24 protein-coding genes are annotated in these 25,382 nt (G+C 72.3%); 11 read left to right on the top strand and 13 right to left on the bottom strand.

Annotated features, from left to right (window positions below):
• Nucleotides 1-117: 117 nt before the first annotated feature.
• Entirely contained in the window at nt 118-1,068 is a 951-nt protein-coding gene (locus HCK04_RS04085; protein WP_142645502.1) for an NADP-dependent oxidoreductase, read from the top strand.
• Between the two features lie 110 nt (nt 1,069-1,178).
• Here HCK04_RS04085 and HCK04_RS04080 read toward each other — a convergent pair whose 3' ends face one another.
• Together HCK04_RS04080 and HCK04_RS04075 are read right to left on the bottom strand one after the other, a co-directional pair.
• Nucleotides 1,179-1,877, bottom strand: a complete 699-nt coding sequence (locus HCK04_RS04080) for a TetR/AcrR family transcriptional regulator C-terminal domain-containing protein (protein ID WP_168065626.1) — start codon at nt 1,875-1,877, stop codon at nt 1,179-1,181.
• Nucleotides 1,878-1,945: 68 nt separating this feature from the next.
• Complete coding sequence (locus tag HCK04_RS04075; protein WP_142645501.1) at nt 1,946-3,100, bottom strand: hypothetical protein; 1,155 nt, start codon at nt 3,098-3,100, stop codon at nt 1,946-1,948.
• Nucleotides 3,101-3,192: 92 nt separating this feature from the next.
• Here HCK04_RS04075 and HCK04_RS04070 point away from each other — a divergent pair, with 92 nt between their 5' ends.
• The 3 genes from HCK04_RS04070 to HCK04_RS04060 all read left to right on the top strand — a co-directional run bounded on the left by HCK04_RS04070 (nt 3,193) and on the right by HCK04_RS04060 (nt 8,635).
• Entirely contained in the window at nt 3,193-4,110 is a 918-nt protein-coding gene (locus HCK04_RS04070) for an LLM class F420-dependent oxidoreductase (protein ID WP_142645500.1), read from the top strand.
• Nucleotides 4,111-4,391: 281 nt separating this feature from the next.
• Nucleotides 4,392-6,152, top strand: a complete 1,761-nt coding sequence (locus HCK04_RS04065; RefSeq protein ID WP_142645499.1) for a 3' terminal RNA ribose 2'-O-methyltransferase Hen1 — start codon at nt 4,392-4,394, stop codon at nt 6,150-6,152.
• Nucleotides 6,149-8,635, top strand: coding sequence for a polynucleotide kinase-phosphatase (locus HCK04_RS04060; protein WP_142645498.1), 2,487 nt, complete (start codon nt 6,149-6,151; stop codon nt 8,633-8,635). Before HCK04_RS04065 ends, HCK04_RS04060 begins: the two co-directional genes overlap by 4 nt.
• Nucleotides 8,636-8,716: 81 nt before the next feature.
• Here the strand turns inward: HCK04_RS04060 and HCK04_RS04055 are convergent, their stop codons facing one another.
• A complete protein-coding gene (locus HCK04_RS04055; protein WP_260617099.1) occupies nt 8,717-10,303 on the bottom strand; it encodes an MDR family MFS transporter in 1,587 nt (528 codons plus the stop codon).
• A 105-nt stretch (nt 10,304-10,408) separates the two neighbouring features.
• On the opposite strand from HCK04_RS04055, the gene HCK04_RS04050 reads away from it, so the two are divergent.
• Complete coding sequence (locus tag HCK04_RS04050; protein WP_142645497.1) at nt 10,409-11,005, top strand: TetR/AcrR family transcriptional regulator; 597 nt, start codon at nt 10,409-10,411, stop codon at nt 11,003-11,005.
• 102 nt (nt 11,006-11,107) lie between these two features.
• On the opposite strand, the gene HCK04_RS04045 is transcribed toward HCK04_RS04050, so the two are convergent.
• Nucleotides 11,108-11,680 carry a TetR/AcrR family transcriptional regulator gene (locus tag HCK04_RS04045; protein ID WP_142645496.1) on the bottom strand — a complete coding sequence of 191 codons (573 nt, stop codon included), beginning with the start codon at nt 11,678-11,680 and terminating at the stop codon, nt 11,108-11,110.
• An 88-nt stretch (nt 11,681-11,768) separates the two neighbouring features.
• On the opposite strand from HCK04_RS04045, the gene HCK04_RS04040 reads away from it, so the two are divergent.
• A complete protein-coding gene (locus tag HCK04_RS04040; RefSeq protein WP_142645495.1) occupies nt 11,769-12,140 on the top strand; it encodes a DUF4267 domain-containing protein in 372 nt (123 codons plus the stop codon).
• A 73-nt stretch (nt 12,141-12,213) separates the two neighbouring features.
• A complete protein-coding gene (gene mug / locus HCK04_RS04035; RefSeq protein ID WP_142645494.1) occupies nt 12,214-12,750 on the top strand; it encodes a G/U mismatch-specific DNA glycosylase in 537 nt (178 codons plus the stop codon).
• 243 nt (nt 12,751-12,993) lie between these two features.
• Here mug and HCK04_RS04030 read toward each other — a convergent pair whose 3' ends face one another.
• A complete protein-coding gene (locus tag HCK04_RS04030) occupies nt 12,994-13,896 on the bottom strand; it encodes an alpha/beta hydrolase (RefSeq protein WP_142645568.1) in 903 nt (300 codons plus the stop codon).
• A 111-nt stretch (nt 13,897-14,007) separates the two neighbouring features.
• Here HCK04_RS04030 and HCK04_RS04025 point away from each other — a divergent pair, with 111 nt between their 5' ends.
• The gene (locus HCK04_RS04025; protein ID WP_142645493.1) at nt 14,008-14,451 is read left to right on the top strand and encodes a MarR family transcriptional regulator; all 444 of its coding nucleotides are present in this window, start codon (nt 14,008-14,010) and stop codon (nt 14,449-14,451) included.
• A gap of 162 nt (nt 14,452-14,613) precedes the next feature.
• On the opposite strand, the gene HCK04_RS04020 is transcribed toward HCK04_RS04025, so the two are convergent.
• The 8 genes from HCK04_RS04020 to HCK04_RS03995 form a co-directional block, all read right to left on the bottom strand.
• On the bottom strand, nt 14,614-15,243 hold the full coding sequence (locus HCK04_RS04020) for a DUF6879 family protein (RefSeq protein ID WP_142645492.1): 630 nt from the start codon (nt 15,241-15,243) through the stop codon (nt 14,614-14,616).
• 104 nt (nt 15,244-15,347) lie between these two features.
• A complete protein-coding gene (locus HCK04_RS43370) occupies nt 15,348-15,476 on the bottom strand; it encodes a hypothetical protein (RefSeq protein ID WP_260617098.1) in 129 nt (42 codons plus the stop codon).
• Between the two features lie 81 nt (nt 15,477-15,557).
• Complete coding sequence (locus HCK04_RS04015) at nt 15,558-16,196, bottom strand: DUF6879 family protein (RefSeq protein WP_142645491.1); 639 nt, start codon at nt 16,194-16,196, stop codon at nt 15,558-15,560.
• Nucleotides 16,171-17,385 (bottom strand): hypothetical protein, encoded by a 1,215-nt coding sequence (locus HCK04_RS04010; RefSeq protein ID WP_142645490.1) that lies wholly within the window; start codon nt 17,383-17,385, stop codon nt 16,171-16,173. The genes HCK04_RS04015 and HCK04_RS04010 overlap by 26 nt, the downstream gene beginning before the upstream one ends.
• 506 nt (nt 17,386-17,891) lie before the next feature.
• On the bottom strand, nt 17,892-18,017 hold the full coding sequence (locus HCK04_RS43365; protein WP_260617097.1) for a hypothetical protein: 126 nt from the start codon (nt 18,015-18,017) through the stop codon (nt 17,892-17,894).
• Between the two features lie 82 nt (nt 18,018-18,099).
• Nucleotides 18,100-19,209 carry a ThiF family adenylyltransferase gene (locus tag HCK04_RS04005; RefSeq protein ID WP_185948914.1) on the bottom strand — a complete coding sequence of 370 codons (1,110 nt, stop codon included), beginning with the start codon at nt 19,207-19,209 and terminating at the stop codon, nt 18,100-18,102.
• 85 nt (nt 19,210-19,294) lie between these two features.
• Complete coding sequence (locus tag HCK04_RS04000) at nt 19,295-19,996, bottom strand: DUF1707 domain-containing protein (protein WP_142645489.1); 702 nt, start codon at nt 19,994-19,996, stop codon at nt 19,295-19,297.
• A gap of 2 nt (nt 19,997-19,998) precedes the next feature.
• Complete coding sequence (locus HCK04_RS03995) at nt 19,999-20,733, bottom strand: PadR family transcriptional regulator (protein WP_240970910.1); 735 nt, start codon at nt 20,731-20,733, stop codon at nt 19,999-20,001.
• A 232-nt stretch (nt 20,734-20,965) separates the two neighbouring features.
• On the opposite strand from HCK04_RS03995, the gene HCK04_RS03990 reads away from it, so the two are divergent.
• The 3 genes from HCK04_RS03990 to HCK04_RS03980 all read left to right on the top strand — a co-directional run bounded on the left by HCK04_RS03990 (nt 20,966) and on the right by HCK04_RS03980 (nt 25,364).
• Nucleotides 20,966-21,457, top strand: a complete 492-nt coding sequence (locus HCK04_RS03990) for a hypothetical protein (protein ID WP_142645488.1) — start codon at nt 20,966-20,968, stop codon at nt 21,455-21,457.
• Nucleotides 21,458-21,578: 121 nt separating this feature from the next.
• The gene (locus HCK04_RS03985; protein ID WP_142645487.1) at nt 21,579-22,301 is read left to right on the top strand and encodes a metal-dependent hydrolase; all 723 of its coding nucleotides are present in this window, start codon (nt 21,579-21,581) and stop codon (nt 22,299-22,301) included.
• Nucleotides 22,302-22,589: 288 nt separating this feature from the next.
• Nucleotides 22,590-25,364, top strand: a complete 2,775-nt coding sequence (locus tag HCK04_RS03980) for an aconitate hydratase (RefSeq protein WP_142645486.1) — start codon at nt 22,590-22,592, stop codon at nt 25,362-25,364.
• Nucleotides 25,365-25,382: the final 18 nt, after the last annotated feature.

Here is a 25,382-nt window from a genome sequence, read left to right as displayed (position 1 = left end):
TCGTCTGTGCCCCTCTCGCTTCCGGCGATCCGAGACGGTCGCCGCCGTTCGCCCGCCTACCGTGGTCGGCGGCAACTCGGAACAGCCGGAAAGGTGATTATGTTCCCGGACGCGGAAATGTCTGCCGTGCACTTCGACCGGTTCGGTCCTCCCGAGGTCCTCGCCGTGGGAGGGTTCCCCGCTCCGCACGCGGGCCCCGGCGAGGTGCGGATCGCGGTCAGGGCCGCCGGGGTCGCACCGGTCGACCTCGCGCTGCGCGCCGGCACGTCGCCGTCGAGCGCGCGGCTCCCCCTGCCGCACATCCCCGGTGTCGACGCCGCCGGGGTGATCGACGAGGTCGGCGCGGACGTCACCGGGTTCGCCGCCGGGGATGAAGTCTTCGGCGCCGTCGACGTCTCGCGGCTGGGCGGCGCCGCCGCCGAGTTCGCCGTGCTGGCGTTCTGGGCCGCGAAGCCGCCCTCGATGTCGTGGGAGGAGGCCGGCGCCGCCGGCACGAGCGTCGAGACCGCCACCAGGGCGCTCGACAGGCTCAGCGTGGGCACGGGAACGACGCTCCTGGTCGACGGGGCCTCCGGCGGCGTCGGCGGCGTCGCCGTCCAGCTCGCGGTCGCCCGCGGCGCCCGTGTGATCGGCACGGGCCGCCCGGAGAACCACGCCTTTATCGCCGGGCTCGGCGCGGTCCCGGTCGCGTACGGCCCCGGGCTCGCCGGGCGCGTCCGTGATGTCGTGCCCGGAGGGGTCGATCTCGCGCTGGACGTCGCCGGCGCGGGCTCGCTTCGTGAGCTCGTCGCCATCACGGGTGCGCCGGAGTCGGTCCTCACCATCGCCGACTTCACCGGCCCGGAGCTCGGGGTCGCCGTCTCCCGTGGCGAGCTGGGCGGAGAGCCGGACGGACGGCACGGCCTCGTCGTCGCCGCCGCGCTGTCGGCGCAGAGGCGCTTCCGCGTCCCCGTACGGGCGGTGTTCCCCATGGACCGGGCGGCCGAGGCGCACGCGACCGCCGCGCGAGGGCCACGCCGGGGCAAGGTCGTCCTCATGGTCCCTCCCGCCCACGGCGAGCGCGGCTGAGGCAGGGCGGCACGGTCCCGGGGCCGAGGGCCTCGTCGCGGCACTCACCGGCCGGGGCGTACGGAGCTGATCACGCCCTTCGCGCCGGTCCGTCCGCTGGAGCGGTGAGGTCAGCGCAGGCGGGCGATGCCGTCGAGGATGAGGGCGATGCCGCTCAGGAACTGCTCACGGTCGTCGTGCTCGCGCATCTGGCCGGCGATCGCCCGTACGAACGGGTAGGCGTCGGCGTCGAGGTCCTGCCACGCCGCCGCCACGTCGCCGAGGAACTTCTCCCGGCCGACGTCGCCGGGGGCGCCGTGAGCGTCCCGCTCGAAGCGGACGTGCTGGCTGACCGCGCCCAGGATGTAGTGCACCAGGGTGGAAGTCGCGGAGAACCAGGCGGCCTGCGGCACCCCGAGCGCGCGAACCTGCCGTCCGATCCGTTCGAATATCCCTACCGTCACCGGGCCCGACGGCCGCCGTGCGAACTGGGTGGTCAACTGGGTGGCGAGCCAGGCGTGCTCGGCGATCGCGCCGAACAGGCTCAGCGCGGTCGCCCGGATCTCGTCCTCGGGCGCCGGGGAAGCCGGGTCGGTCCTGGCGGCCAGCGCGGCGGCGATCACGGTCTCCGTGGCGGCGTCCAGCAGCTCGTCGCGAGTGCCCACGTGGTAGTAGATGGCGCCGGTCCCGGTGGCGAGGCGCTCGGTGAGCGCCCGGACGGTCAGCGCGCCCTCACCGCCGTCGTCGAGCAGCTCGATCGCGCTTGCGATGATCTGCTCTCGCGACAGCACCTGCCTGCGCCGTACGGACTGCCGCGCTCGCGTTGTCATGAGCCGACCCTACGGCTTTTGGAGCGGTGCGCCAAAGTTGGAACAACGCTCTAACTCTGCGTGCGGGATCACCAGGGGCGTACGGGACTGGCGCCGGGCGTGACCTCGGGAAGGGCGGCGCCCGCGCCGGGGACCGGCGGCCGGGCCAGGATCCGCAGGACGTCGTCGGCCGGCCTGGCGCCCCGCAGGGACAGCCAGCCCAGGCCGTTGCGGGCCCGGTAGGCCGCCAGCCGCCCGGCCTCGCCGGGGCCGAGGTCGCCGGCGCCGGACAGGACCGGCGCGAGGCCCATCCGCCGCCACGCCCGGTCGGGCGGCACGTCGAGCGCCACGGCGATCTGGAGGTGCGCCGCCCGGGCCGCGACGGCCAGGTCGTGGAGGTTCGAGACGCCGGAGGCGACCGGCACGAGCAGGCCGACCGACTCGATCTCCACCCCCTCCTCGCGGGCCGCCCGCAGCATGCTCTGGTCGGCCGGCTCCAGACCATGCCGGGAGGCGGGAAGCGTGAACGTGATCCGCAGCGGGCGGCCGCGCGCCCGCGCCTCGCGCTGCAACCGGGCGACGGCGGCGGCGCGGCGGCTGACGGCGGCGGGCCCGGCCGACCCGCCGGCCTCGAAGTCGATGCCGGGAGGATCGAGCGCCGTCACGACGTGGCGGTAGGCCGAGAGCAGCCTGGCCGGGTTCTCGCAGGTGACGGCCAGCTCCTGCCCGTACGGCCCGCCGAACGTCGGCCACACCTCGCCGCCGTCTGCCCGCAGCCGTTCGATTCGGGCGGTGACGGAGCCCCCGCCACGTGGTCGCGCCCCCGCCCAGTGGGGAGCGCAGCCGCCCGGCCCGGCGACGATGTGACCGATGGTGAACGAGCGCACGCCCGCCCGCAGCAGTTCTGGGCGGGGTTCCCCGGAGGCGTCGAGGAATCCCCGATAAGGGGCCGCGGGCTCGTCGGCGGTGGGAGCGGCGGAGGGCGGGGCCGGCGAGGCGACCGTCTGGCGCGCGGCGACCAGCGTCTCCGGCACCGGGGAGGCCGGAGTCCGCTCACGGGTGGGCGTGGCCGTGACACCGGGCGTGGCCCCGGGCATCATCCCGGGCCCCGCGTTCCAGCCGGGCGGGGCGGCGGGCAGTGCCCACAGCGCCGCACCGGTGCTCGCGACGAGCGCGGTCGACGCCAGGAAGACGAGGGAGCGCGGGGGGCGGCCCGTTTCACGGGAATGACGTGCGGTGTCCACGCTCACCACCCTGAGTTGCGATGCGACCACGTTGCGCACAGGCGGCTCGCACTCTAGCAAGTCGAGGGCGCGGCAGCAGGGATAATGGACAGATGAAACTGAGGATTTTCACCGAACCCCAGCAGGGGGCGAGCTACGACGACCTGCTCACGGTGGCGCAGGCGGCCGAGCGGCTCGGGTTCGACGCGTTTTTCCGGTCTGACCATTATCTTCGGATGGGCGAGGGCGACCCCCTGCCCGGCCCGACCGACGCGTGGATCACTCTGGCCGGTCTCGCCCGGGAGACCTCGCGCATCCGGCTGGGCACGCTGGTGAGCGCCGCGACGTTCCGCCTGCCCGGGCCGCTGGCGATCAGCGTCGCGCAGGTCGACCAGATGAGCGGCGGCCGTGTGGAGCTCGGCCTCGGCACCGGCTGGTTCGAGCAGGAGCACACGGCGTACGGGATCCCCTTCCCGCCCCTGGGCGAGCGGTTCGAGCGCTTCGAGGAGCAGCTCGAGATCGTGACCGGGCTTTGGGCGGCGACCAAGCCGTTCTCCTTCATCGGCGCGCACTACCAGCTGGCCGACTCGCCGGGGCTGCCCAAGCCGGCGCAGCGGCCCCGGCCGCCCATCATCATCGGCGGCGGGGGCGCCAAGCGGACGCCGCGGCTGGTCGCCCGGTTCGCCGACGAGTACAACGTGCCGTTCCACCTTCCCGAGGACACCGCCGCGGCCTTCGACCGGGTCAGGCAGGCGTGCGACGCCGCGGGCCGGGAGACCGTCCTGCTGTCGGCGGCGCAGGTCGTCTGCGTGGGGCGGGACGAGGCGGAGATCGCCCGGCGGGCCGCCAACATCGGCCGCCAGGTCGACGAGCTGCGCGTCAACGGGCTGGCGGGCACGCCGCAGGAGATCGTGGACAAGATCGGCCGGTTCGCCGAGATGGGCGCCGAGCGTCTCTACCTGCAGGTCCTCGACCTGCACGACCTTGAGCACCTGGAGCTGATCGCGGCCGAGGTGCTTCCGCACGTGTGAGTACGGCGCTCGCGCACGTGTGAAAGCGGCGCCGGTGTGTGACACAGGGCCGCGGGGCGTCGGTGACCGTGCTGCCACACGTGTGAGAACGGCGCACGTGTGAGAACGGCGCATGTGTGAGAACGGCGCATGTGTGAGAACGGCGCTGCCGCACGGGAGAACCGTGCTGCCGCATGTGTGAGGGTGGCCGGCCCGCGGGACAGCGCTGCCACACGTGATTGAAGCCGCATGCCAGGAAAAGGCATAGCCGGTCGAAGGGGGCATCCGGCACACTTTGCCGGGTGCTCCTCACGATCTCGACCACTCTGCGGCCCGCGACGGACCTCGGCTTCCTCCTGCACAAGCACCCCGACCGGGTGCAGGAGTTCGAGCGGTCGTTCGGCACGGCGCGGGTCTTCTATCCGGAGGCGAGCGAGGACCGGTGCACCGCGGCGCTGCTGCTGGAGGTCGACCCGGTGCGCCTGGCGCGTTCACGGGGCTCGTCCTCACCCGACTTCTCCCTCGGGCAGTACGTCAACGACCGGCCGTACGCCGCGTCCTCCCTGCTGGCGTCGGCGCTCGCCGACGTGTTCCGTACGGCGCGGACCGGGCGGTGCAACTCCCGCCAGGACCTCGCGGACGGGCCGATCCCCCTGGAGATCCGCCTGCCCGCGCTGCCGTGCCGGGGAGGAGCCGATCTGGCGCACCGGCTGTTCGGGCCGCTGGGCTGGGAGGTCGACGCCGAAGCCGTGCCGCTGGACCCCGGTTTCCCCGCCTGGGGCGAGTCCCGCTACGTACGGCTCGCGCTGCGCGGGAACGTGCGCCTGGCCGACGCGCTCAACCACCTGTACGTGCTGCTCCCGGTGCTGGACGACGCCAAGCACTACTGGCTGGCGAGCGACGAGGTCGACAAGCTCGTCCGCGCGGGAGAGGGATGGCTGGCCGGCCACCCGGACAAGGGCCTGATCACCCGCCGCTACCTCGGCCGGCGATGGGCGCTCACCCGCACCGCCTTCGCCCGCCTCGCCGAACTCGGCGACGACGTGGAGGAGACCCTGGACCCGCCGGTCGAGGAGGAACCGGGCGCCGAGCCCGCTGCCTTCGCCGCACCGGTCGCCGACGTCGGTGCGACCGGACGGACGGAGCCTGTCATCGCCGAGCCTGTCATCGCCGAGCCTGTCATCGCCGAGCCTGTCAGCGCCGAGCCCGGCAATGCGGAGCTCCCCGTCGCCGGACTTGCCATCATCCGGCCCGCCGACACCGAGCCCGTCGACACCGAGCCCGTCGACACCGAGCCCGTCGACACCGAGCCCGTCGACACCGAGCCCGTCGACACCGAGCCCGACAGCGCGGAGCACCACGAGACCGAGCCCGACGACACGCAGAGCGCGTCCCCGCGCTCGGACGACGAAACCGGTGACGAGACCGGTGACGGGGCGGACGAGGGCCGGGTGCCGCTGAACACGCTGCGCCGGGAGGCCGTCGTGGCGGCGCTGGAGGAGATCGGCGCCCGCACCGTGCTCGACCTCGGCTGCGGCTCGGGGCAGCTGCTCACGGCGCTGCTGGCCAAGCCGTCCTTCACCAGGGTGGCCGGCATGGACGTGTCGGCCCGCGCGCTCGCGACAGCCAATCGCCGTCTGCGCACCGACCGGATGCCGGACGCCAAACGGGCGAGGCTGGAGCTGTTCCAGGGCTCGCTGACCTACACCGACGCGCGCCTGGCCGGATATGACGCCGCGGTGCTGATGGAGGTCGTCGAGCACGTGGACCCGCCGCGGCTGCCCGCGCTCGAACGCGTGGTCTTCGGCACCGCGCGGCCCGCACTCGTGATCGTCACCACGCCCAACGTGGAGCACAACGTCAGATACGAGCTGCTCGCGGGGGCACGCCGCCACCCCGACCACCGGTTCGAGTGGAGCCGGGCGGAGTTCGCCGCATGGGTGGCGGGCGTGTGCGAGACGTACGGCTACGCGGCCGATCTGCGGCCGGTTGGCGAGGACGACCCCGAGGTGGGGCCGCCCACCCAGATGGCGGTCTTCAGCAGGAGGGATGAGCGGCCGTGACCGAGATCAGCGTGCCGGAGCTGTCGCTGGTGGTGCTCGTGGGCATCTCCGGGAGCGGCAAGTCGACGTTCGCGGCCCGGCACTTCGCGCCCACACAGGTCGTCTCGTCCGACTTCTGCCGGGGCCTCGTCTCCGACGACGAGAACGACCAGACGGCCACGCCCGAGGCGTTCGAGCTGCTCCACCACATCGTGGGCATCCGCCTGCGCCGTGGCCTGCTCACGGTGGTGGACGCGACCAACGTGCAGTGGGAGGCCCGCAAGAAGCTCATCGAGCTGGCCAGATCCCACGACGTGCTCGCCGACGCGATCGTGCTCGACGTGCCGGAGGAGGTGGCGCGCGCCCGCAACGCGGCCCGTCCCGACCGGGCGTTCGGCCCTCACGTGATCAGCCGGCAGCGCAAGGAGCTGCGCCGGTCGCTCGGCAAGATCTCCAGGGACGGCTTCCGCCGGGTCCACGTCCTGCGCGGCGACGAGATCGACGACGTGACCATCACTTACGAGAAGGCGTGGACCGACAGGACCCACCTCACCGGGCCGTTCGACATCATCGGCGACGTGCACGGCTGCCGGGCGGAGCTGGAGTCCCTGCTGATCAGGCTGGGCTGGCAGGTCGGGCCGGACGGCGCCGTCCACCCCGAGGGGCGTACGGCGGTCTTCGTCGGCGACCTGGTCGACCGCGGCCCGGACACGCCGGGCGTGCTGCGGCTGGTCATGGGCATGGTCGAGGCGGGCACCGCGCTGTGCGTGGCGGGCAACCACGAGCAGAAGCTGGTGCGGGCCCTCGACGGCCGCAAGGTGCGGGTCGCCCACGGCCTGGAGCGGTCGCTTGAGCAGCTCGCCGCCGAGCCGGAGGAGTTCCGCGCGGCGGCCAGGACGTTCATGGACGGTCTCATCAGCCACTATCGCCTCGACGGCGGCAGGCTGGTGGTCGCGCACGCCGGGCTCAAGGAGGCCTACCACGGGCGGGCCTCCGGGCGGGTGCGGGCGTTCGCCCTGTACGGCGACACGACGGGGGAGACCGACGAGTACGGCCTGCCGGTGCGCTATCCCTGGGCGAACGACTACCGGGGCCGGGCCATGGTCGTCTACGGGCACACTCCGGTGCCCGAGCCGGAGTGGGTCAACAACACCATCTGCCTCGACACCGGCGTGGTCTTCGGCGGGCGGCTGACCGCCCTGCGCTATCCCGAGCGCGAGCTCGTTTCGGTGCCGGCCGAGAAGGTCTGGTATGAGCCGGTGCGTCCGCTGGCCGCCGCCACGCCCGCCCGCGACCCCGGCGTGCTGGACATCGGCGACGTGGACGGCACCCGCTTCGTGGAGACGCGGTTCGGCGGCCGGATCAAGGTCGCGGAGGAGAACTCCCGCGCCGCGCTGGAGATCATGAGCCGGTTCGCCGTGGACCCCCGCTGGCTGGTCTACCTGCCGCCGACCATGGCCCCGCCGGAGACCTCGGCGCTGGACGGCTACCTGGAGCACCCGGCCGAGGCGTTCGACGAGTTCGCGCGGGCGGGGGTGATCCGGGTGGTGTGCGAGGAGAAGCACATGGGCTCGCGCGCGATCGCCGTGCTGGCACGGACGCCGGAGGCGGCGGCCCGCCGCTTCGGCGTCGCCGACGGCAGCACGGGCAGCGTCTACACCCGCACCGGGCGGCCCTTCTTCGACGAGCACATGCAGGAGCTGGTCGACCGGCTGCGCGAGGCGGCCGCGCCACTCTGGGATGAGCTGGAGACCGACTGGGTGGTGCTCGACTGCGAGCTGCTGCCGTGGTCGGCCAAGGCGGAGGGACTGATCCGCGACCAGTACGCCTCGGTGGGCGCGGCGGCCCGGGTGGCGCTGCCCGAGGCGGTCGCGGCGCTGGAGATGGCGGCGGGACGTGGCCTGGACGTAGGCGCTCTGCTCGACCGCACCCGCCGCCGTGCCCGCAACGCTGCCCGGTTCCGTGACGCCTATGCCCGATACTGCTGGCCGGTCTCGGGCCTCGACGGCGTACGGCTCGCGCCGTTCCAGATCCTCGCCTGCGAGGGCCGGGCGACGGCGGCGGCGGAGCCGCACGAGTGGCACCTGAAGACGCTCGGCCTGATGGACTCGCCGCTCGTCACGCCGACCCGCCACCTCTTCGTCTCCCTCGACTCGCCCGAGGAGCGGGAGGCGGCGGTCGCGTGGTGGACGGCGCTGACCGAGGCCGGGGGCGAGGGCATGGTGGTCAAGCCCGCCGCCCACCAGGAGGGACGGGTGCAGCCGGGCGTGAAGGTGCGGGGCCGGGAATACCTGCGGATCATCTACGGCCCCGACTACACCGAGTCGCTCGGCGTGCTGCGGCGCAGGTTCACCGGCAGGAAGCGGTCGCTGGCGCTGCGGGAGCACGCGCTCGGCCTGGAGGCGCTGACGCGCCTGGCCGAGGGCGAGCCGCTGTGGCGGATCCACGAGGCGGTCTTCGCCGTGCTCGCGCTGGAGTCCGAGCCGGTCGATCCCCGCCTGTGAGACGGGACGGCCCCCCGGCACGGCTTCCCGCCCACGCTCGGGATCCGTACCCGGGGGCCGGGTTCAGGTGAGGGATCAGGCTCAGCGGGACTCGGCCGCGGCGGGCGCGTCCGCTCCGGGGGCGGCCGGCTCGGCCAGGTCCACGCTGTCGCGCAGCCGTACCTGCGGGAGGAACAGCACGGCGAGGATGCCGACGACCGCGATGCAGGCCGAGATCAGGAAGATGTGGCCGGTGGCGTCGCCGTATGCGGCGCGCACGATGGTGCGGATCGGCTCGGGCAGCGCCCCCATGTTGAGGCTGGCGCCGCCGCTGCTCTGGCCCGCCGGCACCGGGACGCCGGCCTTGGCCAGGCCCGTGGTGATGTTCTCGGTGACCTGGTTCGCCAGCACCGCGCCGAGGACCGAGACGCCGATCGTGCCGCCCAGCGAGCGGAAGAACGTGATCGCGCCGCTCGCGGCGCCCAGCTCGCGCAGCGGCACGGTGTTCTGCACGGCCAGGACGAGGTTCTGCATGGACATGCCGACGCCGGCGCCGACCACCAGCATCCCCGCGCCGACGACGACCAGCGAGGTCTCGTGGTCGACCATCGACAGGGCCGCGAAACCGAGCGCGAGCACGATCGAGCCGGCGAGGATGTACGGCTTGACACGTCCGCTGCGTGACACCATCCGGCCCGAGATCGTGGACGACACGAGCACGCCGAACATCAACGGAATGGTGAGCAGGCCCGCCTCGGTGGGGCTGTAGCCGCGGCCGATCTGGAAGTACTGACCCAGGAAGACCGCACCGCCGAACATCGCCATGCCGACGGCCAGGCTGGCGAGGATCGCGAGGGCCGGGGTGCGCCGCCGTACGACGTGCAGCGGGACGACCGGCTCGCGGACCACCGACTCCACCCAGACGGCGACGCCCAGCAGCACGACCGACGCGCCGACCATGGCGAAGGTCTGCCAGGAGATCCAGTCGAAGGAGTTGCCGACGAAGGTGACCCAGACGAGCAGGACGCTCACGCCTGCGGCGATGAGCAGCGCGCCGGGGTAGTCGACCGAGGTGCCGGGACGGCGGACCGAGACGATGTCGAGCGTGCGGTGCAGGACGATCAGCGCGATCGCGGTGAACGGGATCGGCAGGAAGAAGCACCACCGCCAGCCCAGCCAGGACGTGTCGGTGATCAGGCCGCCCAGCAGCGGCCCGCCGACCGTGGCCACGGCCATGACCGCGCCGAGGTAGCCGTTGTACTTGCCCCGCTCCTTCGGGCTGATCATCGCGGCGATGATCACCTGGACGAGGATCTGCAGTGCGCCCATGCCCAGGCCCTGAACCGCGCGGAAGGCGATGAGCATCGCCGTGTTCTGGGCGAAGCCACAGGCCAGCGAGGCGACGAGGAAGATGCCGATGGCGATCTCGAGCAGCAGCTTCTTGCTGAACAGGTCGGCGAGCTTGCCCCAGATGGGGGTCGAGGCGGTCGTGGTGAGCAGGGCCGCCGTGACCACCCAGGTGTACTGCGACTGGGTGCCGTTCAGCGAGCCGATGATCTGCGGCAGCGAGACCGACACGACCGTGCTGCTGATCATCGCCAGGAACAGGACGAGGAGCAGGCCGCTCAGCGCTTCGAGTATCTGCCGGTGGCTCTTGGCCCCCGTCTCCGGCAGCGTGGGTGCGCTCACGCGCAGCCTCCAATCGGATGGGTGAGGACAACTGCCTCAAGATTACATGCCCACTGGGCAACTTTGCCTGGTGGGCAACATTTTGGCGGCTAAGCTTGGCCCACGATGGAGACGACGGCGGGGCTGCGCGAACGGAAGAAGGCCGAGACACGGCAGGCGATCCACAAGGCCACGATGCGGCTCGCGGTGGAACGCGGGCTCGACCACGTCACCGTCGACGACATCGTGGAGGCCGCCAACGTCTCGCGCCGCACCTTCTCCAACTACTTCGGCAACAAGGAAGACGCCCTCCTGTACGGCGAGGAGCAGCGCATCCGGTCCCTGGTGCGGGCGGTTCGCGAACGGCCGGCGGAGGAGTCGGGCTGGCAGGCGCTGCGCGGCGCCGTACGCGACGAGCTGGAGGACGTGGGCGAGCCCGAGAGGGAGTGGGCGGTGCGCACCTCGCTGGCCAGGCGCCATCCGGCCCTGCTCGCCCGGCAGCTCGCCAACCATGCCGAGCTGGAACGGGAACTTGTGCAGGCGATCTCCGACCGAGAGGGATCGGGAGAGCCGGGCGCCGACCTCAAGCGCCGCATCATGGCCGCCGCATTCCTCGTCGCGTTGCGCATCGCGACCAACATCTGGATCGAGGAGCAGGAGGCCCGCCCGCTCTCCCAGATCATGGAGCAGGCCCTCGACGAGATAGCGCGGCCCTTCGCCTGAGCCCCGGGCCCCTCCGCTGGACGTGGTTTCCGCTGAGCCCGGACTCTCTATCGGCCCGATGTTCCGCCGGTCCCCGGGCTTCCGCCTGGGTTTCCGCCGGGCTCAGCCGGTGAACCGGGACAGGAACAGCGCGAGCCTGCGCTCGTGGAGCTCGCGCGGGAGCCGGCCGCCCCGCATGAGGGTCACCAGGCCGTGCAGGCCGGCCCAGAAGGTCTCGGTCAGCGCGCCCAGGTCGTCGCCGCGGGCGTGCGGGCGTACGGCCTCGGCCAGCTCGCCGAAGGCCGCCTGCAGGGCGGGCGGGGCCTCGGGAGCGGCCCACGGCAGGGCGACGATCTGGTTGAACATCACGTCGTAGAGCGCCGGGTGCCGGTCGGCGAAGGCGACGTAGGCCGCGCCGACGTCGGCGATGGCACGGTGGGCGTCCGCCGCCGCGGTCCGGGCCGCGCGCAGCTCCACGGCCAGGTCGGCGCAGCCCTCCACGGCGACGGCCGCCATGATCGCGTCCTTGCCCTTGAAGTGGCTGTAGAGCACCGGCTGGCTGTATTCGACCCGCTCGGCCAGCCGCCGGGTCGTCACCGCATCCCATCCCTCGGCCTCGGCCAGTTCGCGGGCCGCCCTGATGATCAGCTTCTCGCGCTCGGCGCGCTCGCGCTCCTTGCGTGACTGGATGGACATGCTCCGAACTCTAGCAGCGCTAGCGAATATGGCACTGCTCTGCTAGCGTCGATTTTGTTCCTAGCGCTGCTAGATCCCGGAGAGAGACATGCTCACCCCCATCGCGTACGGCCTCGCCGTCGTCCTCAACCTGTTCGTCGTGTACATCGGTGCCCGCTTCCTGCTCGTGCCCCAGGCGGCGGCCGCGGGCTACGGCGTCCCGGCCAAGAAGGACGGCGACGGCGCCTATCTGACGATCAAGGGCCTGCGCGACGGGACCTACGGCCTGCTGGGCCTGGCCCTGCTGGCCTTCGGCGGCGCCCGCGCCGAGGCATGGTTCATGCTGGTCGTCGCCCTGCTGCCCCTGGGCGACACGTTGATCGTGCTGTGCAACGGCGGCAGCCGGGCGGTCGCGTTCGGCATCCACTTCGCGACCGCCGTGGTCATCCTGGTCAGCGCCGCCCTGCTTTTCGCCGTCTGACCGGCGACGAGAGCGTCCCCGCGAGCGCCGTCGGCGGGCGGGCACGGTCGTCCCGCGCGGCTAGCATCACCGCATGGCCCCCACGAAAGCCGACCTGGAGGCGGCGCAGAACGCGACGATCGACGACGTGCTCGGCCCCGGGCTCGACGTGCTGTTCTGCGGGATCAACCCCGGCCTCTACTCGGCCGCGACCGGTCACCACTTCGCGCGGCCGGGCAACCGGTTCTGGCCCGCGCTGCACCTGTCCGGGCTCGTGCCACGCAGGCTCGCGCCGTCCGAGCAGCACCTGCTCCCGTCGTACGGGCTCGGCATCACCAACATCGTGGCCCGGGCGACCGCACGGGCCGACGAGCTGACCCCCGACGAGCTCCGCGAGGGCGGCGCCCGGCTCGAGCGGCTGGTCGCGGAGGTCCGCCCCCGCGTCCTGGCGATAGCGGGGGTGTCGGCCTACCGGGTCGCCTTCGCGCGCCCCGCCGCCCGGATCGGCCCGCAGGAGGAGACGGTCGGCGGGGCGGCGCTGTGGGTGCTGCCCAACCCCAGCGGGCTGAACGCCCACTGGAGGCTGGAGGCCATCGCCGCCGAGATGGCCCGCCTGCGCCCGCCGGTCTGACGGGCTCCACGGCCTGTGCCTGCCGGTCTGACGGGCTCCACGGCCTGTGCCCGCCGGTCTGACGGGCTCGACGGGCTCGACCACCTGTGCCCGCCATCGGCGTGACGGGCCTGACCGCCGCGGTCGGGGGCGGCCCGCTCGTGGGGCCTTTCCGCCCCGAGGCCGGTGCACCCCTCCGCTCCGTGCCCGATCCCTGTGCCGCGTGCCGGATTTCTGGGCCTCGCGTTTCTGGGCCTCGCGTTTCTATGCCTCGCGCCCGATCCGTACCTTGGCGGCCAGGAAGCCGGCGGCCTCGTCGAGCGCCTCGTCGGCCTCGTCGAGGTGGCCGAAGTGGTTCTGGAAGACGTGCGGCACCTGCGGCCAGACCCGCAGCGTGACCTCCACCTCGTCGGCGGCCGCACGCCCCGCGAGCCGGACGGAGTCGTCCAGCAGGAGCTCGTTCGAGCCGGCCTGCACCAGCAGCGGAGGCAGGCCCCGGAGGTCGGCGAAGACGGGGCTGGCCAGCGGCTGGGTGGCGTCCTGGCCGGCCAGGTAGGGGGTGGCGAACGCCTGGAGCGCCTCCGGCACGAAGATCGGGTCGGCGTCCTTCTTCGTGTGCATGCTCTCCCCGCTGAGGGTCAGGTCGGTCCAGGGGGAGAAGAGGACGGCGCCCGCGGGCTGCGGCAGACCGGCGTCGCGGGCCGCGACCAGGGTCGCGACGACCAGCCCGCCACCCGCCGAGTCACCGGCCAGCACCAGTTCCTCCGGCCGTACGCCTTCGTCGAGCAGTGCCCGATAGGCGGCCAGGCCGTCCTCGACCGCGGCGGGGAAGGGGTGCTCGGGGGCCAGCCGATAGTCGACGGACGTCGCCCGCGACCCCGCACGGCGTACCAACTGGGCGGTGAACCCGGCGTGCGTGCCGGGCGATCCCAGGATGTAGCCGCCGCCGTGGAAGTGGAGCAGCCGCCCGCGCCCGGCGCCGGCGGCCGGGGCCAGGTCGAGCGCGGGACGGCCGCCGAGCTCGGTCTCCCGCACCGTGACGTCGTCGGGCACGGGCCGGGTCAGGGCGAGGGCGAATCCGGCGCGCTGCTCCTCCAGGGTCGGGTTCGGGTGGACGGGGGCGTTGCGGTGCAGGGCGTCGACGGCCTCGCGCTGCTTGCGGGTCATCAGAACCTCCGGGGAGTCGATGGTGAAAGGATGCATTCCGTGGAATGCACGTGTGATCGTAAACCCGATTCCCAAGAAGATGATTCCTTGGAATCGACATGTTCGGCGGATGTGACCGACATCACTCGCCTGTTCACCGATCTCGTCCGCGTCGAGACCCGGCTGTACAACACGGTGAGCGACCGGCTGCGCGCCGAGCACGGCATCGGCCTGGGGCAGTTCGAGTTCCTGGACATCATCGAAGGCCGTCCCGGCTGCCGGGTGCTCGACATCGTGCGCGAGGTGGGGATCACGGTCGGAGCCGTGAGCAAGGCCGTCGACCGGCTCGAAAGCGCGGGCCTGTGCGTGCGCACGGCGCATCCGGACGACCGGCGGTCATCCGTCCTCAGCCTCACGCCGGAGGGCTCCCGGCTCCTGGCCGCGGCCCGCCCGACCCTGCGGGACGAGCTGGCCGCCCGCACCGCCGCCGTCCCGCCCGCCGAGCTCGCCCGGACCGCCGCCACGCTCGCCACGCTGCGCACGGCGCTGGAGGAGCACGGGCGGGACGGGGCCTGAGCCCTGCCCCGCCCGCTCATCATGCTCCGTCCCCCGGCCCGGCGACCGTCACCTGCCCTGCCGCCCCCGTCGTCGCTTCGTCCTGCCGTCCCCTGCCTGCCGTCCCCTGCCTGCCGTCCCTGCCCCGCCGTCACCTGTCCCGCCGGCGCGGCCGGGCGCGCCTCACGGGTGGCCGGGGCGGGACAGGATCCGCCCGGTGCCCGGCGGCGGCAGCCGTGCCACCTCGCGGTCGTGGAAGGCCACCATGTCCTCGGCGCCGGCGTACAGCTCCGCGACGGCTCGCGCGCAGTCCCCGACCACCCGGGTGTCGGTGATCCGCCGCCCGCCCACATGGGCGCCGATCTCGTCGTAGAGGATCTCGTACATCAGGTCCCTGTCGACGATCAGCAGCTCGGGCAGCGGAGCGCGGGTCTCCAGGCGGCGTACGGACCGGGCGTGCAGCGCCCGCGCCCGCTCGCCCGCCCGCGTGCGCGCCGCGAGCAGCACGATCTCCCACTGCAGGTAGGGCGTCGGCGGCATCTCGACGATCCGCAGCCGGCGCAGCTCCGCCCGGGGCGGCAGGTCGTCGGCGAAGCGCATCTCGGCCATCAGCGAGAGCGACCGGTCCCAGTCACCGCTCATCATGGCGACCCAGCTCGGGGTGTCGGGCTCGTGGAAGTGCTGGGCGCGTTCCAGCTTCCATACGACACCCTCCATCCGGCGCAGGTGGTCGTAGAGCTCGGTCCGGTACTCCACCACGGGAAGCACCTCTCCCGCGGCCTGTCTGACGTGCTCGAACGCTTCTCCGGGCATGAAGTCTCCTTCGGCCAGAAGCCGAATCGCTGGTCGGAGCGCGCCAGGCCCCGGCCCGGATCTGGAAACTGGCGCGCTTGGATCTTCCGCGGACGTCTGGTCAGTCAGTTCCCCGTCGAGTTGCTGCACACGGCCGTCTCCGCCGCGTCCAGCAGCCTGATCGTGATCTGCCTCGTCCTCGCCGTTCCTTCGGTCTCCTGCACCACCTCGGGTTCTGGCTCGGCCGGCTTCATCTCACCCTCCCGTTCGTCGGCGTGGCCGCAAACTCTCCCCCGAGGGCGACACGTCGATCGTTGGCCGCTGCCGATTCAGGGTCAAGGCCCAATCTCCGCGGACTTCTCCGACAGATCGAGCGGGGGCGGCAGCGGGGCCACCTCGCGTTCGAAGAACGGCATCAGGTCCTCGCCCTCGCCGTACAGGGAGGCCAGGGCGGACAGGCAGGGGGCGACGACCGCGGTGTCGGTGATCCGGCGGGCCCCGACGGCGGCCCCGATCTCGTCGTAGCGGACCTCGTACAGCAGGCTCGGGCCGAAGACCACCAGCTCGGGCAGCGGCGCCCGGGTCTCCAGGGGGGCGACCGCCGCCGCTCCGATCACTCTGATCTCCTCGCCCGCCGCCACCCGTACGGCGAAGATCTGCGCCTCCCACCGCAGGTAGGGAGTGAGGGGCAGCTCGACGACACGCAGCCGCCGGAACGGGGCCCGCTCGCGGTACATCGCGGTCAGCGGGGCCCGCATCTCCTCGATGAGCTCGACGGCCTTCGCCCAGTCGCCCGCGTCGGCGGCCCGCCAGCTCGGCACGGCCGGCTCGTGGAAGTGCTGGGCGCGCTCCAGCTTCCACACCACCTCCGACGCGTCGCGGTAGACCTCCTCGAACTCCGCCTGGTAGGCCGCCAACCCCAGGAACTCGCCGTCGGCGGCCCTGACGTCATCGAACACCTCGCTCGGGATCACGGTTCCTCCTCAGCAATCCGGCGGCACGGCGCGCCTTCGGGCCGTGCCTGCGCCACCACGTCGTGGCCCAGAGGACGTGGAACCCGGTGACGACCAGCACCGTGACCACGCCGTCCGCCGCGGCCACCCAGCCGGGCGGGTCGAGAAGTGCGCGCACGGCACCGGCGAGCAGGCCCAGGGTCGCCGGGACCGTCACCGCCGCGGCGAGCCAGAGGCACAGCGCGGTCCCGGCGACGAGCAGTGCGGTGTACGCCCGGACCCACCGGCCCTCGGCCCTGGGCAGCCGGGCGAGCGGATCGGCCGACCGGCGCAGCAGGACCCGGCGGCACACGTGCGCGGCGTACGCGACGGAGTCGCCGTACAGGTTCCGGCAGCCCGTCACGTCCTGCAGGACGAAGTAGAGGTCGGTGCGCATGAACACCAGGAACTGCGCCGACAGCATGACCAGCGCCGTCAGGGCGACGACCGACAGGGCCGGGTGCGGCCCCGTCGTCGCGGTCAGCAGGAGACAGACCGCGCACAGGGCGGCGTCCAGCGCCATGCCCGAGAGGTAGACCGTCAGCCGGACCCGGCGCTCCGCCAGCCAGATGCCCGACACCTCGGTCTGCGCCGTGAGGAACTGCAGACGGGTGCCGAACCTGATGCGCCCCGGCACGCCGGCGGCGCGAGCCGTGCACAGATGGGCCAGCTCGTGCAGGAGGATCAGCAGCCAGCCGGCCGCCGTTTGCCCCAGCAGGACCAGCGTCCCGTGGTCGCTCCAGAGCAGGTCCCGCCAGCCGGGCATCACGCCCGGCCGCAGCAGCGCCACCACCACACCGGCCAGGATCACGGCCGCCAGGGCGGCGTGCAGCACCGGATCGAGCGTCCACCGCACGTGGCGGGGCAGCAGCCGCGGAAAGGTGGGCGGCGGGGGAGCGGGCGCGGGAACGGGGTGGCCGTCCACCGCCGCCACCAGGCCCGCTCGCACCAGGCCGTCGACGAAGCCGCCCACGTTGATCCGGGTCCCGGTCTCCGCGCCGAGCCGGCGCTCCACCTCGGGGACCGTGGCCCCCTCCTGGAACAGGCGGATGACCCGCATGCCCTGCTCGGGCACGGCGATGACGTCCCCGGTCTCCACCCGTCCGACGATCCACTCCGCGCGATCCCGGCGTACGCCGAGGTCGTGCAGGATGACCCGGGTCGCCGTCATGACGAGTGACCTGCGGGGGGCACCGGGGCGGGCGCACGGCCCGCCCCGGTCCTGCCTGACGAATCACATCCCACTGCGTACGGCGCCTCGCCGCGGGTCACCCTTGGTGAACTCCTCGCGGAAACGGATTTTCCGGAGGGACCGAAATCGGTGTCCTTCCCGTGGCGATTCCGTACGCGCTTCCCGTGGTGATTCCGTACGCGCCCGGAATCGCCACAGATCCCGGAACCGCGGCGCAGCCCGGAAGTGCGGCGGATCCCGGGCGTGCAGCCGAGCCCGGAAGTGCGGCGGATCCCGGAAGTGCTGCGGGTCTCGAAACCATCACGGAGACCGGAACCACTGCAGGGCCCGGGGAACCGCTCGCGGAAATCCCGCGCCGGCACGGGCTTTCCGCGGGGCCCGGGAAAGGCGCCCATGGCTCCGTCGCGGCCTCCTCCGCCTCGCGATGCGTCCACCGGGAAACCCGCTCGTGGCGGGCGGCATGCGTCAGGCACCGCCGGACGGCCTCAGGTCGAGTTCCCCTGGCTGAAGGCCGTCGTCTCGATCTTGTCGAGCCTGCGGATCGCGATATCGGCCGCGATCGGCTCGACCTCTTCCTCCGGCTGGGTCTGGTTTTGCTCTTGAGGGGTCATCGGGCACCTTCTGTTGTGGATTTGTGTGGTGCGGACCTCGCGCGAGAAAACACCTAAATGTTCGGATGTTGCACATGATCGGTCAAGTCCTGTTTTGCGACTCGGCCGATGTCCGCTGAATTCCACAGACCGGGCAGCCGGGGCGAGGCGGATGCCGGACCCACACATGCTGGTCGGGTGCGATGAGGTTCAGCCCGACGACCGTTCCGATTGCGGGCTCGGGCACTCCGGTGATCAGCGAGATCACCGAATGGGCGACCAGGTGCCCCGACAGGCCGGCCGAGGCGGCGACCACGCCCGGTCCTCCGAGGTCCACCGGAAGGCCCGGCCTGCGGCGGCGCGCCTCGCCCGCAGCCAGGCACTCGTAGCAGGCGCCGCGCCCGGGTGCGAAGGTGCCCACGGTGACGAGCGGGCCGTTGTAGCCTCCGCCGACCCAGGGCACGCCGGCCCGCGCGCAGATCCGGTTGGCCCAGATCCGGATGCCCGGCTCCCTCGGCTCGTCGGCGCACAGCGCGAGGACGTCGGCGCCCGCCAGGATCGACAGCAGGTCGGCCTCGCTGCCGATCACCCGCCGCTCGCCCGTGACCTCGATGTCGGAGTTCAGCCGGCGCAACCTGCCGACGGCCACGTCCGCCTTGGCCCGGCCGAGGTCGTCCTCGGTGTAGAGGACCTGACGGTTCAGGTTCGACAGCTCCACCACGTCGGCGTCGACGCAGTGCAGGCGGCCGACGCCGGAGGCGGCGAGGGCCCACGCGGCATGGCTCCCCGTGCCACCGAGGCCCAGCACCACGACCCGGGCGGCGCGCAGCCGCACCTGCGCGTCCCACCCCTGCCGTCCAGGCACCAGGTCGACCTGCTGGAAGAACGCCCGGCTCCGGTCGTACCGGGTGCGCTCCCGTTCGGTGAGCTCGCCCGGCGCCGGAGCCGCGGCGTCCTCCACGTGCCCCGACGCGATGAGGGCGGCGACGATCCGCGCCGCCTGGGACGCGGAGACGCCGGGCAGGCGACGGCACACGGCCTCCGCGACGTCGTCGGGAGACCGGGTGCCGTCCATCAGGCTGAGCGCGGCCCACGCGCCCCCCGTCGGATCCCTGATCTCGGCGGCCAGCCCGTAGATCTCGCCGCCGATGCGTACCGTTCCGTCCTCGAAGCGGTGTGGCTCGTGCCTCCGCTTGACCCGTGGCAGCAGCACGGCTCCCGGTTCCTCCTCGGCAGGGGGTTGCGTGCGGTCCTACCGAGAAGTCATCACCTGGAGCTCCGATTCGCAATACCCGGAGTCAGTGTCGTGAGTAGGGCCCGTGACGGCGCCGGTGGGTCATGCCCAGCACCGCCCTCACCACCAGGGCGACGAACACGAGCTTGAGCACCAGGAACGGCGGCCACATCGGGCCTGCCATCAGGAGGACGATCGCGGCAACCGGGATGAGGAACATGGCCGGATGCGGACGGCGGTCGTGCCACCGCGGGGCCATGCCCCGTCCCCAGCCGCCCCGTCCCCAGCCGCCCTGTCCCCAGTTGCCCTGGGCCGCGGCCCACTGCGGTCCGCCGGGCCGGAGGGGGCCGTACGGACCGGGGCGAGCGCCCATGGGGGAGCCGGGAAAACCGGGCAGGCCGGCGGACGGGAAGCCCGCGTGCCACGGGCTCCCGGTCCGCGGGCCGCCGCCCGGCGCGCCCCCGGTCCGGGCGTCGCCCGGCCATGCGCCGGGCAGGTCGGCGGTCACCCGCCGGAGGTCCTCGGCCGTACGCGCCGAGAGCGTCGCGTCGAGGCGCTCGTCGAGCTCCTCGCGGGTGATGCGGCCCTGCGCGAACGCGTCGTGCAGCAGCCGCGTCACCTCGTCGCGCTCCCGGTCGCCGATCCGCAGCCCGCCGTGCGCGGGACCGCTCGGCGGGGTGCGGCCCGCCGACCCTGCCCTCGGCGTGCCGCCGTCGTGGCCGGCGTGTGCGCCGCCTGCGGCGGCGGGCTCGTCGGGGGAGACCATCGTCACTCCTCCACAGGGTCGCCGTCGGCGAGGATCTGGTAGAGCCGCCGCCTGGTCTCGGTCAGGACCTGCCGCGCCTGCCTGACCTGCCCCTCGGTGCCCGAGTGGGCGATCTGCACCAGCGCCGACGCCGCCTGCCTGGACAGGTCGAACAGCTCGTGGACGTTGTCGCCGATGTCCGGTGTCATCTCCTCCCAGGGCGCCCGGACCTCGTCACCGTGCTCCTCGACGTAGGCGCGGCCGGCCTCGGTGAGCTGGAACGTCTTGCGCCCGTCGGTCTCCTCGGCGCGCACCAGGCCCTCGTCGGTGAGCTGCTGCAGCGCCGGGTAGACCGCGCCCGGGCTGGGCTTCCATCCGCCCTGGCTGCGCTCGGCGATCTCCTGGATGATCTGGTAGCCGTTGCGCGGCTCCTCGGCGAGCAGGGCGAGGATCGCCGCCCGCACGTCACCGCGCTTGGCCTTCCTGCCCCGTCCGAAGCCCCGCGGGCCGAACGGGAAGTTGCCGCCCGCCCACGGCGGCCCGAACGGGCCCGGTCCGAAACCGCCCCACGGGCCGCGCCCCCGCATGCCGCCCCTGTGCCGGTGCTCGTGAGGGCCCCCGCCCTCGTGGTGTTCCTGCTGCCACATGGCCGCCCCCTTCGTGAACGCCTCGCGCATCGCGCGGCGCATCTCGTGTCTCAACCGGTGCTCGAACCCCGTGTGGGTCCCGGGCCCCCCGACCGCGTGTGCCCAACTCATCGCAGTGCCCCCTTCTGGCCGATTCGACTGGCTCACGATCTGTTCTCGATGGCTCAACGATATATCGCGATGCATCTTCCGACAATGCCCGGGTAAGAGTGACATAGCTCACGAGGAAGTTTTTCGAGTACAGGGAACAGGCCCCGAGACCGTAGCGTTATCTCTCACGAAGACGGGATCGTTCTGCTCTGAGAGGGCTGGGGGGTGCTCTTGGAGCGGGACGATCCCGTCTTTGTCATTTCCCGGCCGGCGCCTCGCCGACCGGCCCTGGTGGTGCTTCGGAAGCGGCGGCGCTCGGGAGGCCGGGTCACTCCGGCTCGACGGCGGCACCATGGCCTCGGTCGCGGTGTATGGGGGAGCGGTGTGCGGGGGAGCGGTGCACGGGGGAGACGGAAGCCCCGACGGGTTCTTCGTGAAGCTCGCGGGCTCCGTGGGCACGCTGACCATCACGCCGCCCAGACCGGGCGTCCACATGCACTGGACCGATTGGGACATCCGGTCCGGCGACGACCGGGTGGCCGTTCCCGACGCGTATCGGACCGTCCCCTTCGACCCGGCGGCCGGACCGGCGGCCAGCGTGGCGGCGTTCTACCAGGAGATCGCCCGGGCGATCGCCGAGGGGCGCCCCGCTCACCCTGACTTCCATGCCGCCGCCCGCCACCACCGGCTGCTCGCGGCGATCGAACGCGCGGCCGAGAGCGGTGGCATCGAGCGCGTCCCGTGACATGACCACGCGCGGCGGCTGCTCGCCGTGGCGGCGATCGGGGCGACACGCATCCGGAGGGGTGGGTGCTTCGCGGAATTTGTCGGTGCTTTGCCGTAGAGTCTCAAGGCGTGATCTTGTCATGATGGGGCACTCGCACGCCCTGAGCGGGGCGGCGGTGTGGCTGGCGGTCGCGCCGGGCCTGGTGGCACTGCCGGACGTGCTCGGGCATCCCGAGCTGGCGACGCTGACGGGGCCGATCCTGAGCCCGCCCGAGCTCGTCGCGGGCGCCGTGGTGTGCGCGGGCGCGGCCATGCTGCCCGATCTCGACCACCCCAGTGCCACGATCGCCCAGACGTTCGGACCGGCGACCTGGCTGATCAGCAAGGGCGTTAACTTCGTGAGCGGCGGGCACCGGCACGCCACCCACTCCCTGCTGTTCAGCGTGCTGGCCGGAGTGGGGGCACACCTGCTCGGCGCCCGCTACGCCATCGGCCGCGACATCCTGGTCGTGCTGATGATCGGCCTGGCCATCCGCGCGGTGGGCATCGGCGTGCCCGGCAAGACGCTCACCTCCGCGATCGTGAACATCGGCCTCACCGCGGCGCTGTTCGTCACCTTCCTGTCGCTCGGGGTCACCTACTCCTGGCTGGGCTTAGCCATCGGGGGCGGCTGCCTGGTGCACGTGATCGGCGACTGCCTGACCGAGCGCGGCTGTCCCGTCTTATGGCCGATCAAGGGCCGCTGGCTCCTGCCGTGGGACATCGGGATCAAGACCGGCAAGGCGTTCGAGAAACAGTTCCTCGGCCCGGCCCTGTCGATCGTGGTGATCGCGCTGTTCTGCCTGCGTTTGATGCCCGCCTGAGCGGGGACGCCGGACCGCCGGCGTCTATGCCCGGACGCTCCACGGCCGGCGCGGACGCGGGAACTTCCCGAAACCGAAAAATCCACATGATTGCCGACGTCAACAACGATGGCCGTCGGCCTACCCATTAGTAACTTGATGTCGAGATATCTTGAGGGATATCTTGATGTCGAGACATCCGCCGAGCCGCACAGGTTAGGGCAACCTAATTGTCAGGAGTGTCCCGTGCGTGCGGGAGGATGCACACGAAACCTGTGACTATCCCGGAACCCTGGGGAGGCGAACTTCGTGTCCGCGAACAGCTTCGGCAGCCGTGACACGCTGCGCGTCGGTGACGCGTCATACGAGATCTACCGGCTGGACGCCGTCGAGGGGTCGGCGCGCCTCCCGTACAGCCTCAAGATCCTGCTGGAGAACCTGCTCCGCACCGAGGACGGCGCGAACATCACCGCCGACCATATCCGCGCCATCGCGGGCTGGGACCCGAACGCCCAGCCGAGCGTCGAGATCCAGTTCACCCCCGCGCGCGTGATCATGCAGGACTTCACCGGTGTGCCCTGTGTCGTCGACCTCGCCACGATGCGCGAGGCCGTACGCGACCTGGGCGGCGACCCGGCGAAGATCAACCCGCTCGCTCCGGCCGAGATGGTCATCGACCACTCGGTCATCGTGGACTTCTTCGGCCACCCCGACTCCTTCCAGCGCAACGTCGAGCGGGAGTACGAGCGCAACCGCGAGCGCTACCAGTTCCTGCGCTGGGGCCAGACGGCGTTCGACGAGTTCAAGGTCGTCCCGCCGGGCACCGGCATCGTCCACCAGGTCAACATCGAGCACCTGGCCCGCGTCGTCATGACCCGCGACGGCAAGGCGTACCCGGACACCTGCGTGGGCACCGACTCCCACACCACGATGGAGAACGGCATCGGCGTCCTCGGCTGGGGCGTCGGCGGCATCGAGGCCGAGGCCGCGATGCTCGGCCAGCCGATCTCGATGCTGATCCCGCGGGTGGTCGGCTTCAAGCTGACCGGCAAGCTGCCGGCCGGCGCCACCGCGACCGACCTCGTGCTCACGATCACCGAGATGCTGCGCAAGCACGGCGTGGTCGGCAAGTTCGTGGAGTTCTACGGCGAGGGCGTCTCCAGCGTGCCGCTGGCCAACCGCGCCACGATCGGCAACATGAGCCCCGAGTTCGGCTCCACCTGCGCCATCTTCCCGATCGACGGCCAGACCATCGACTACCTCAAGCTCACCGGCCGCTCGCCGGAGCAGGTCGCGCTGGTCGAGGCGTACGCCAAGGAGCAGGGCCTGTGGCTCGACCCCTCGGCGCCCGAGCCCGTCTTCAGCGAGTACATCGAGCTCGACCTGTCGACCGTCGTCCCGTCGATCGCCGGGCCGAAGCGCCCGCAGGACCGCATCCCGCTGGCCGATGCCAAGTCGGCCTGGCGCGCGGCGGTCCGCACGTACGTCCCGGACGACTGCATCGAGGGCCCGGCCGACGAGGCGTCCGCCGAGTCGTTCCCGGCCTCGGACCCTCCGGCTATCGACCACGGCGGGGCGGGCGACGCGCCGCACCCCGTCAAGCGCAACGGCGAGCGGCCGCACCGGCCGACCCCGGTCACGCTGTCGGACGGCACGTCCTTCGAGATCGACCACGGCGTCGTCACGATCGCCGCGATCACGTCCTGCACGAACACCTCCAACCCGTACGTCATGCTCGGCGCGGCCCTGCTGGCGAAGAACGCGGTGGACAAGGGCCTGTCGCGCAAGCCGTGGGTGAAGACCTCGCTCGCCCCGGGCAGCCAGGTCGTCACCGGCTACTTCGAGCGGTCGGGCCTCCAGCCCTACCTCGACAAGCTGGGCTTCAACCTCGTCGGCTACGGCTGCACCACCTGCATCGGCAACTCCGGCCCGCTGGAGCCGGAGATCTCCGCCGCGATCCAGGAGAACGACCTCGCGGTCACCGCCGTGCTGTCGGGCAACCGCAACTTCGAGGGCCGGATCAACCCCGACGTCAAGATGAACTACCTGGCCTCGCCGCCGCTCGTCGTGGCGTACGCGCTGGCCGGGACCATGGACATCGACCTGAACAACGAGCCGCTCGGCGTCGGCGTCGACGGGCAGCCGGTCTTCCTCAAGGACATCTGGCCCGCGCCCGAGGAGGTCGCGGCGGTGGTGTCGGAGTCGATCAGCCAGGACATGTTCAAGCGTGACTACGCCGACGTGTTCAAGGGCGACGAGCACTGGCGGTCGCTGCCGATCCCGACCGGCGACACCTTCCAGTGGGACCCGGAGTCGACGTACGTCCGCAAGGCGCCGTACTTCGACGGCATGCCGGCCAAGCCCGAGCCCGTCACCGACATCCGGGGCGCCCGGGTGCTGGCCAAGCTGGGCGACTCGGTCACCACCGACCACATCTCGCCCGCGGGCTCGATCAAGGCCGACACCCCGGCGGGCCGCTACCTGCGCGAGCACGGCGTCGAGGTCAGGGACTTCAACTCGTACGGCTCCCGCCGCGGCAACCACGAGGTGATGATCCGCGGCACCTTCGCCAACATCCGGCTGCGCAACCTGCTGCTGGACGGCGTGGAGGGCGGCTACACCCGCGACTTCACCAAGGGCGGGGAGCAGGCGTTCATCTACGACGCCTCGCAGAACTACCAGGCCGCCGGCATCCCGCTGGTCGTCCTGGCCGGCAAGGAGTACGGCTCGGGGTCGTCGCGTGACTGGGCGGCCAAGGGCACCGCGCTGCTCGGCGTGCGCGCCGTCATCGCCGAGTCGTACGAGCGCATCCACCGGTCGAACCTGATCGGCATGGGCGTGCTGCCGCTGCAGTTCCCCGAGGGCGAGAGCGCCGAGTCGCTGGGTCTGACCGGCGAGGAGACCTTCGACATCGTAGGTGTCGAGGAGCTCAACGCCGGCTCGACCCCCGCCACCGTCACCGTGCGGGCCGGGGACGTCGAGTTCCAGGCCGTGGTGCGTATCGACACCCCCGGCGAGGCGGACTACTACCGCCACGGCGGCATCATGCAGTACGTCCTGCGCTCCCTGCTCGCCAAGAGCTGAGGGCTCGTCAAGAGCTGA

Origin of the sequence: Microbispora sp. CL1-1, assembly GCF_012034195.1 — a bacterium.
In the GTDB taxonomy this organism is placed as follows: Bacteria; Actinomycetota; Actinomycetes; order Streptosporangiales; family Streptosporangiaceae; genus Microbispora.
This window is presented reverse-complemented; position numbering and strand designations above follow the sequence as displayed.

Coding starts and splice junctions, on each gene's coding strand:
- HCK04_RS04070 (WP_142645500.1), top strand. CDS start 3,193: ATGAAACTGAGGATTTTCACCGAACCCCAGCAGGGGGCGAGCTACGAC.
- HCK04_RS43365 (WP_260617097.1), bottom strand. CDS start 18,017: ATGACCCCTCAAGAGCAAAACCAGACCCAGCCGGAGGAAGAGGTCGAG.
- HCK04_RS04080 (WP_168065626.1), bottom strand. CDS start 1,877: ATGACAACGCGAGCGCGGCAGTCCGTACGGCGCAGGCAGGTGCTGTCG.
- HCK04_RS04040 (WP_142645495.1), top strand. CDS start 11,769: ATGCTCACCCCCATCGCGTACGGCCTCGCCGTCGTCCTCAACCTGTTC.
- HCK04_RS04045 (WP_142645496.1), bottom strand. CDS start 11,680: ATGTCCATCCAGTCACGCAAGGAGCGCGAGCGCGCCGAGCGCGAGAAG.
- HCK04_RS03995 (WP_240970910.1), bottom strand. CDS start 20,733: ATGAGTTGGGCACACGCGGTCGGGGGGCCCGGGACCCACACGGGGTTC.
- HCK04_RS04085 (WP_142645502.1), top strand. CDS start 118: ATGTCTGCCGTGCACTTCGACCGGTTCGGTCCTCCCGAGGTCCTCGCC.
- HCK04_RS04030 (WP_142645568.1), bottom strand. CDS start 13,896: ATGACCCGCAAGCAGCGCGAGGCCGTCGACGCCCTGCACCGCAACGCC.
- HCK04_RS04000 (WP_142645489.1), bottom strand. CDS start 19,996: ATGGTCTCCCCCGACGAGCCCGCCGCCGCAGGCGGCGCACACGCCGGC.
- HCK04_RS43370 (WP_260617098.1), bottom strand. CDS start 15,476: ATGAAGCCGGCCGAGCCAGAACCCGAGGTGGTGCAGGAGACCGAAGGA.
- HCK04_RS04050 (WP_142645497.1), top strand. CDS start 10,409: ATGGAGACGACGGCGGGGCTGCGCGAACGGAAGAAGGCCGAGACACGG.
- mug (WP_142645494.1), top strand. CDS start 12,214: ATGGCCCCCACGAAAGCCGACCTGGAGGCGGCGCAGAACGCGACGATC.
- HCK04_RS04010 (WP_142645490.1), bottom strand. CDS start 17,385: ATGACGGCGACCCGGGTCATCCTGCACGACCTCGGCGTACGCCGGGAT.
- HCK04_RS04020 (WP_142645492.1), bottom strand. CDS start 15,243: ATGCCCGGAGAAGCGTTCGAGCACGTCAGACAGGCCGCGGGAGAGGTG.
- HCK04_RS03985 (WP_142645487.1), top strand. CDS start 21,579: ATGATGGGGCACTCGCACGCCCTGAGCGGGGCGGCGGTGTGGCTGGCG.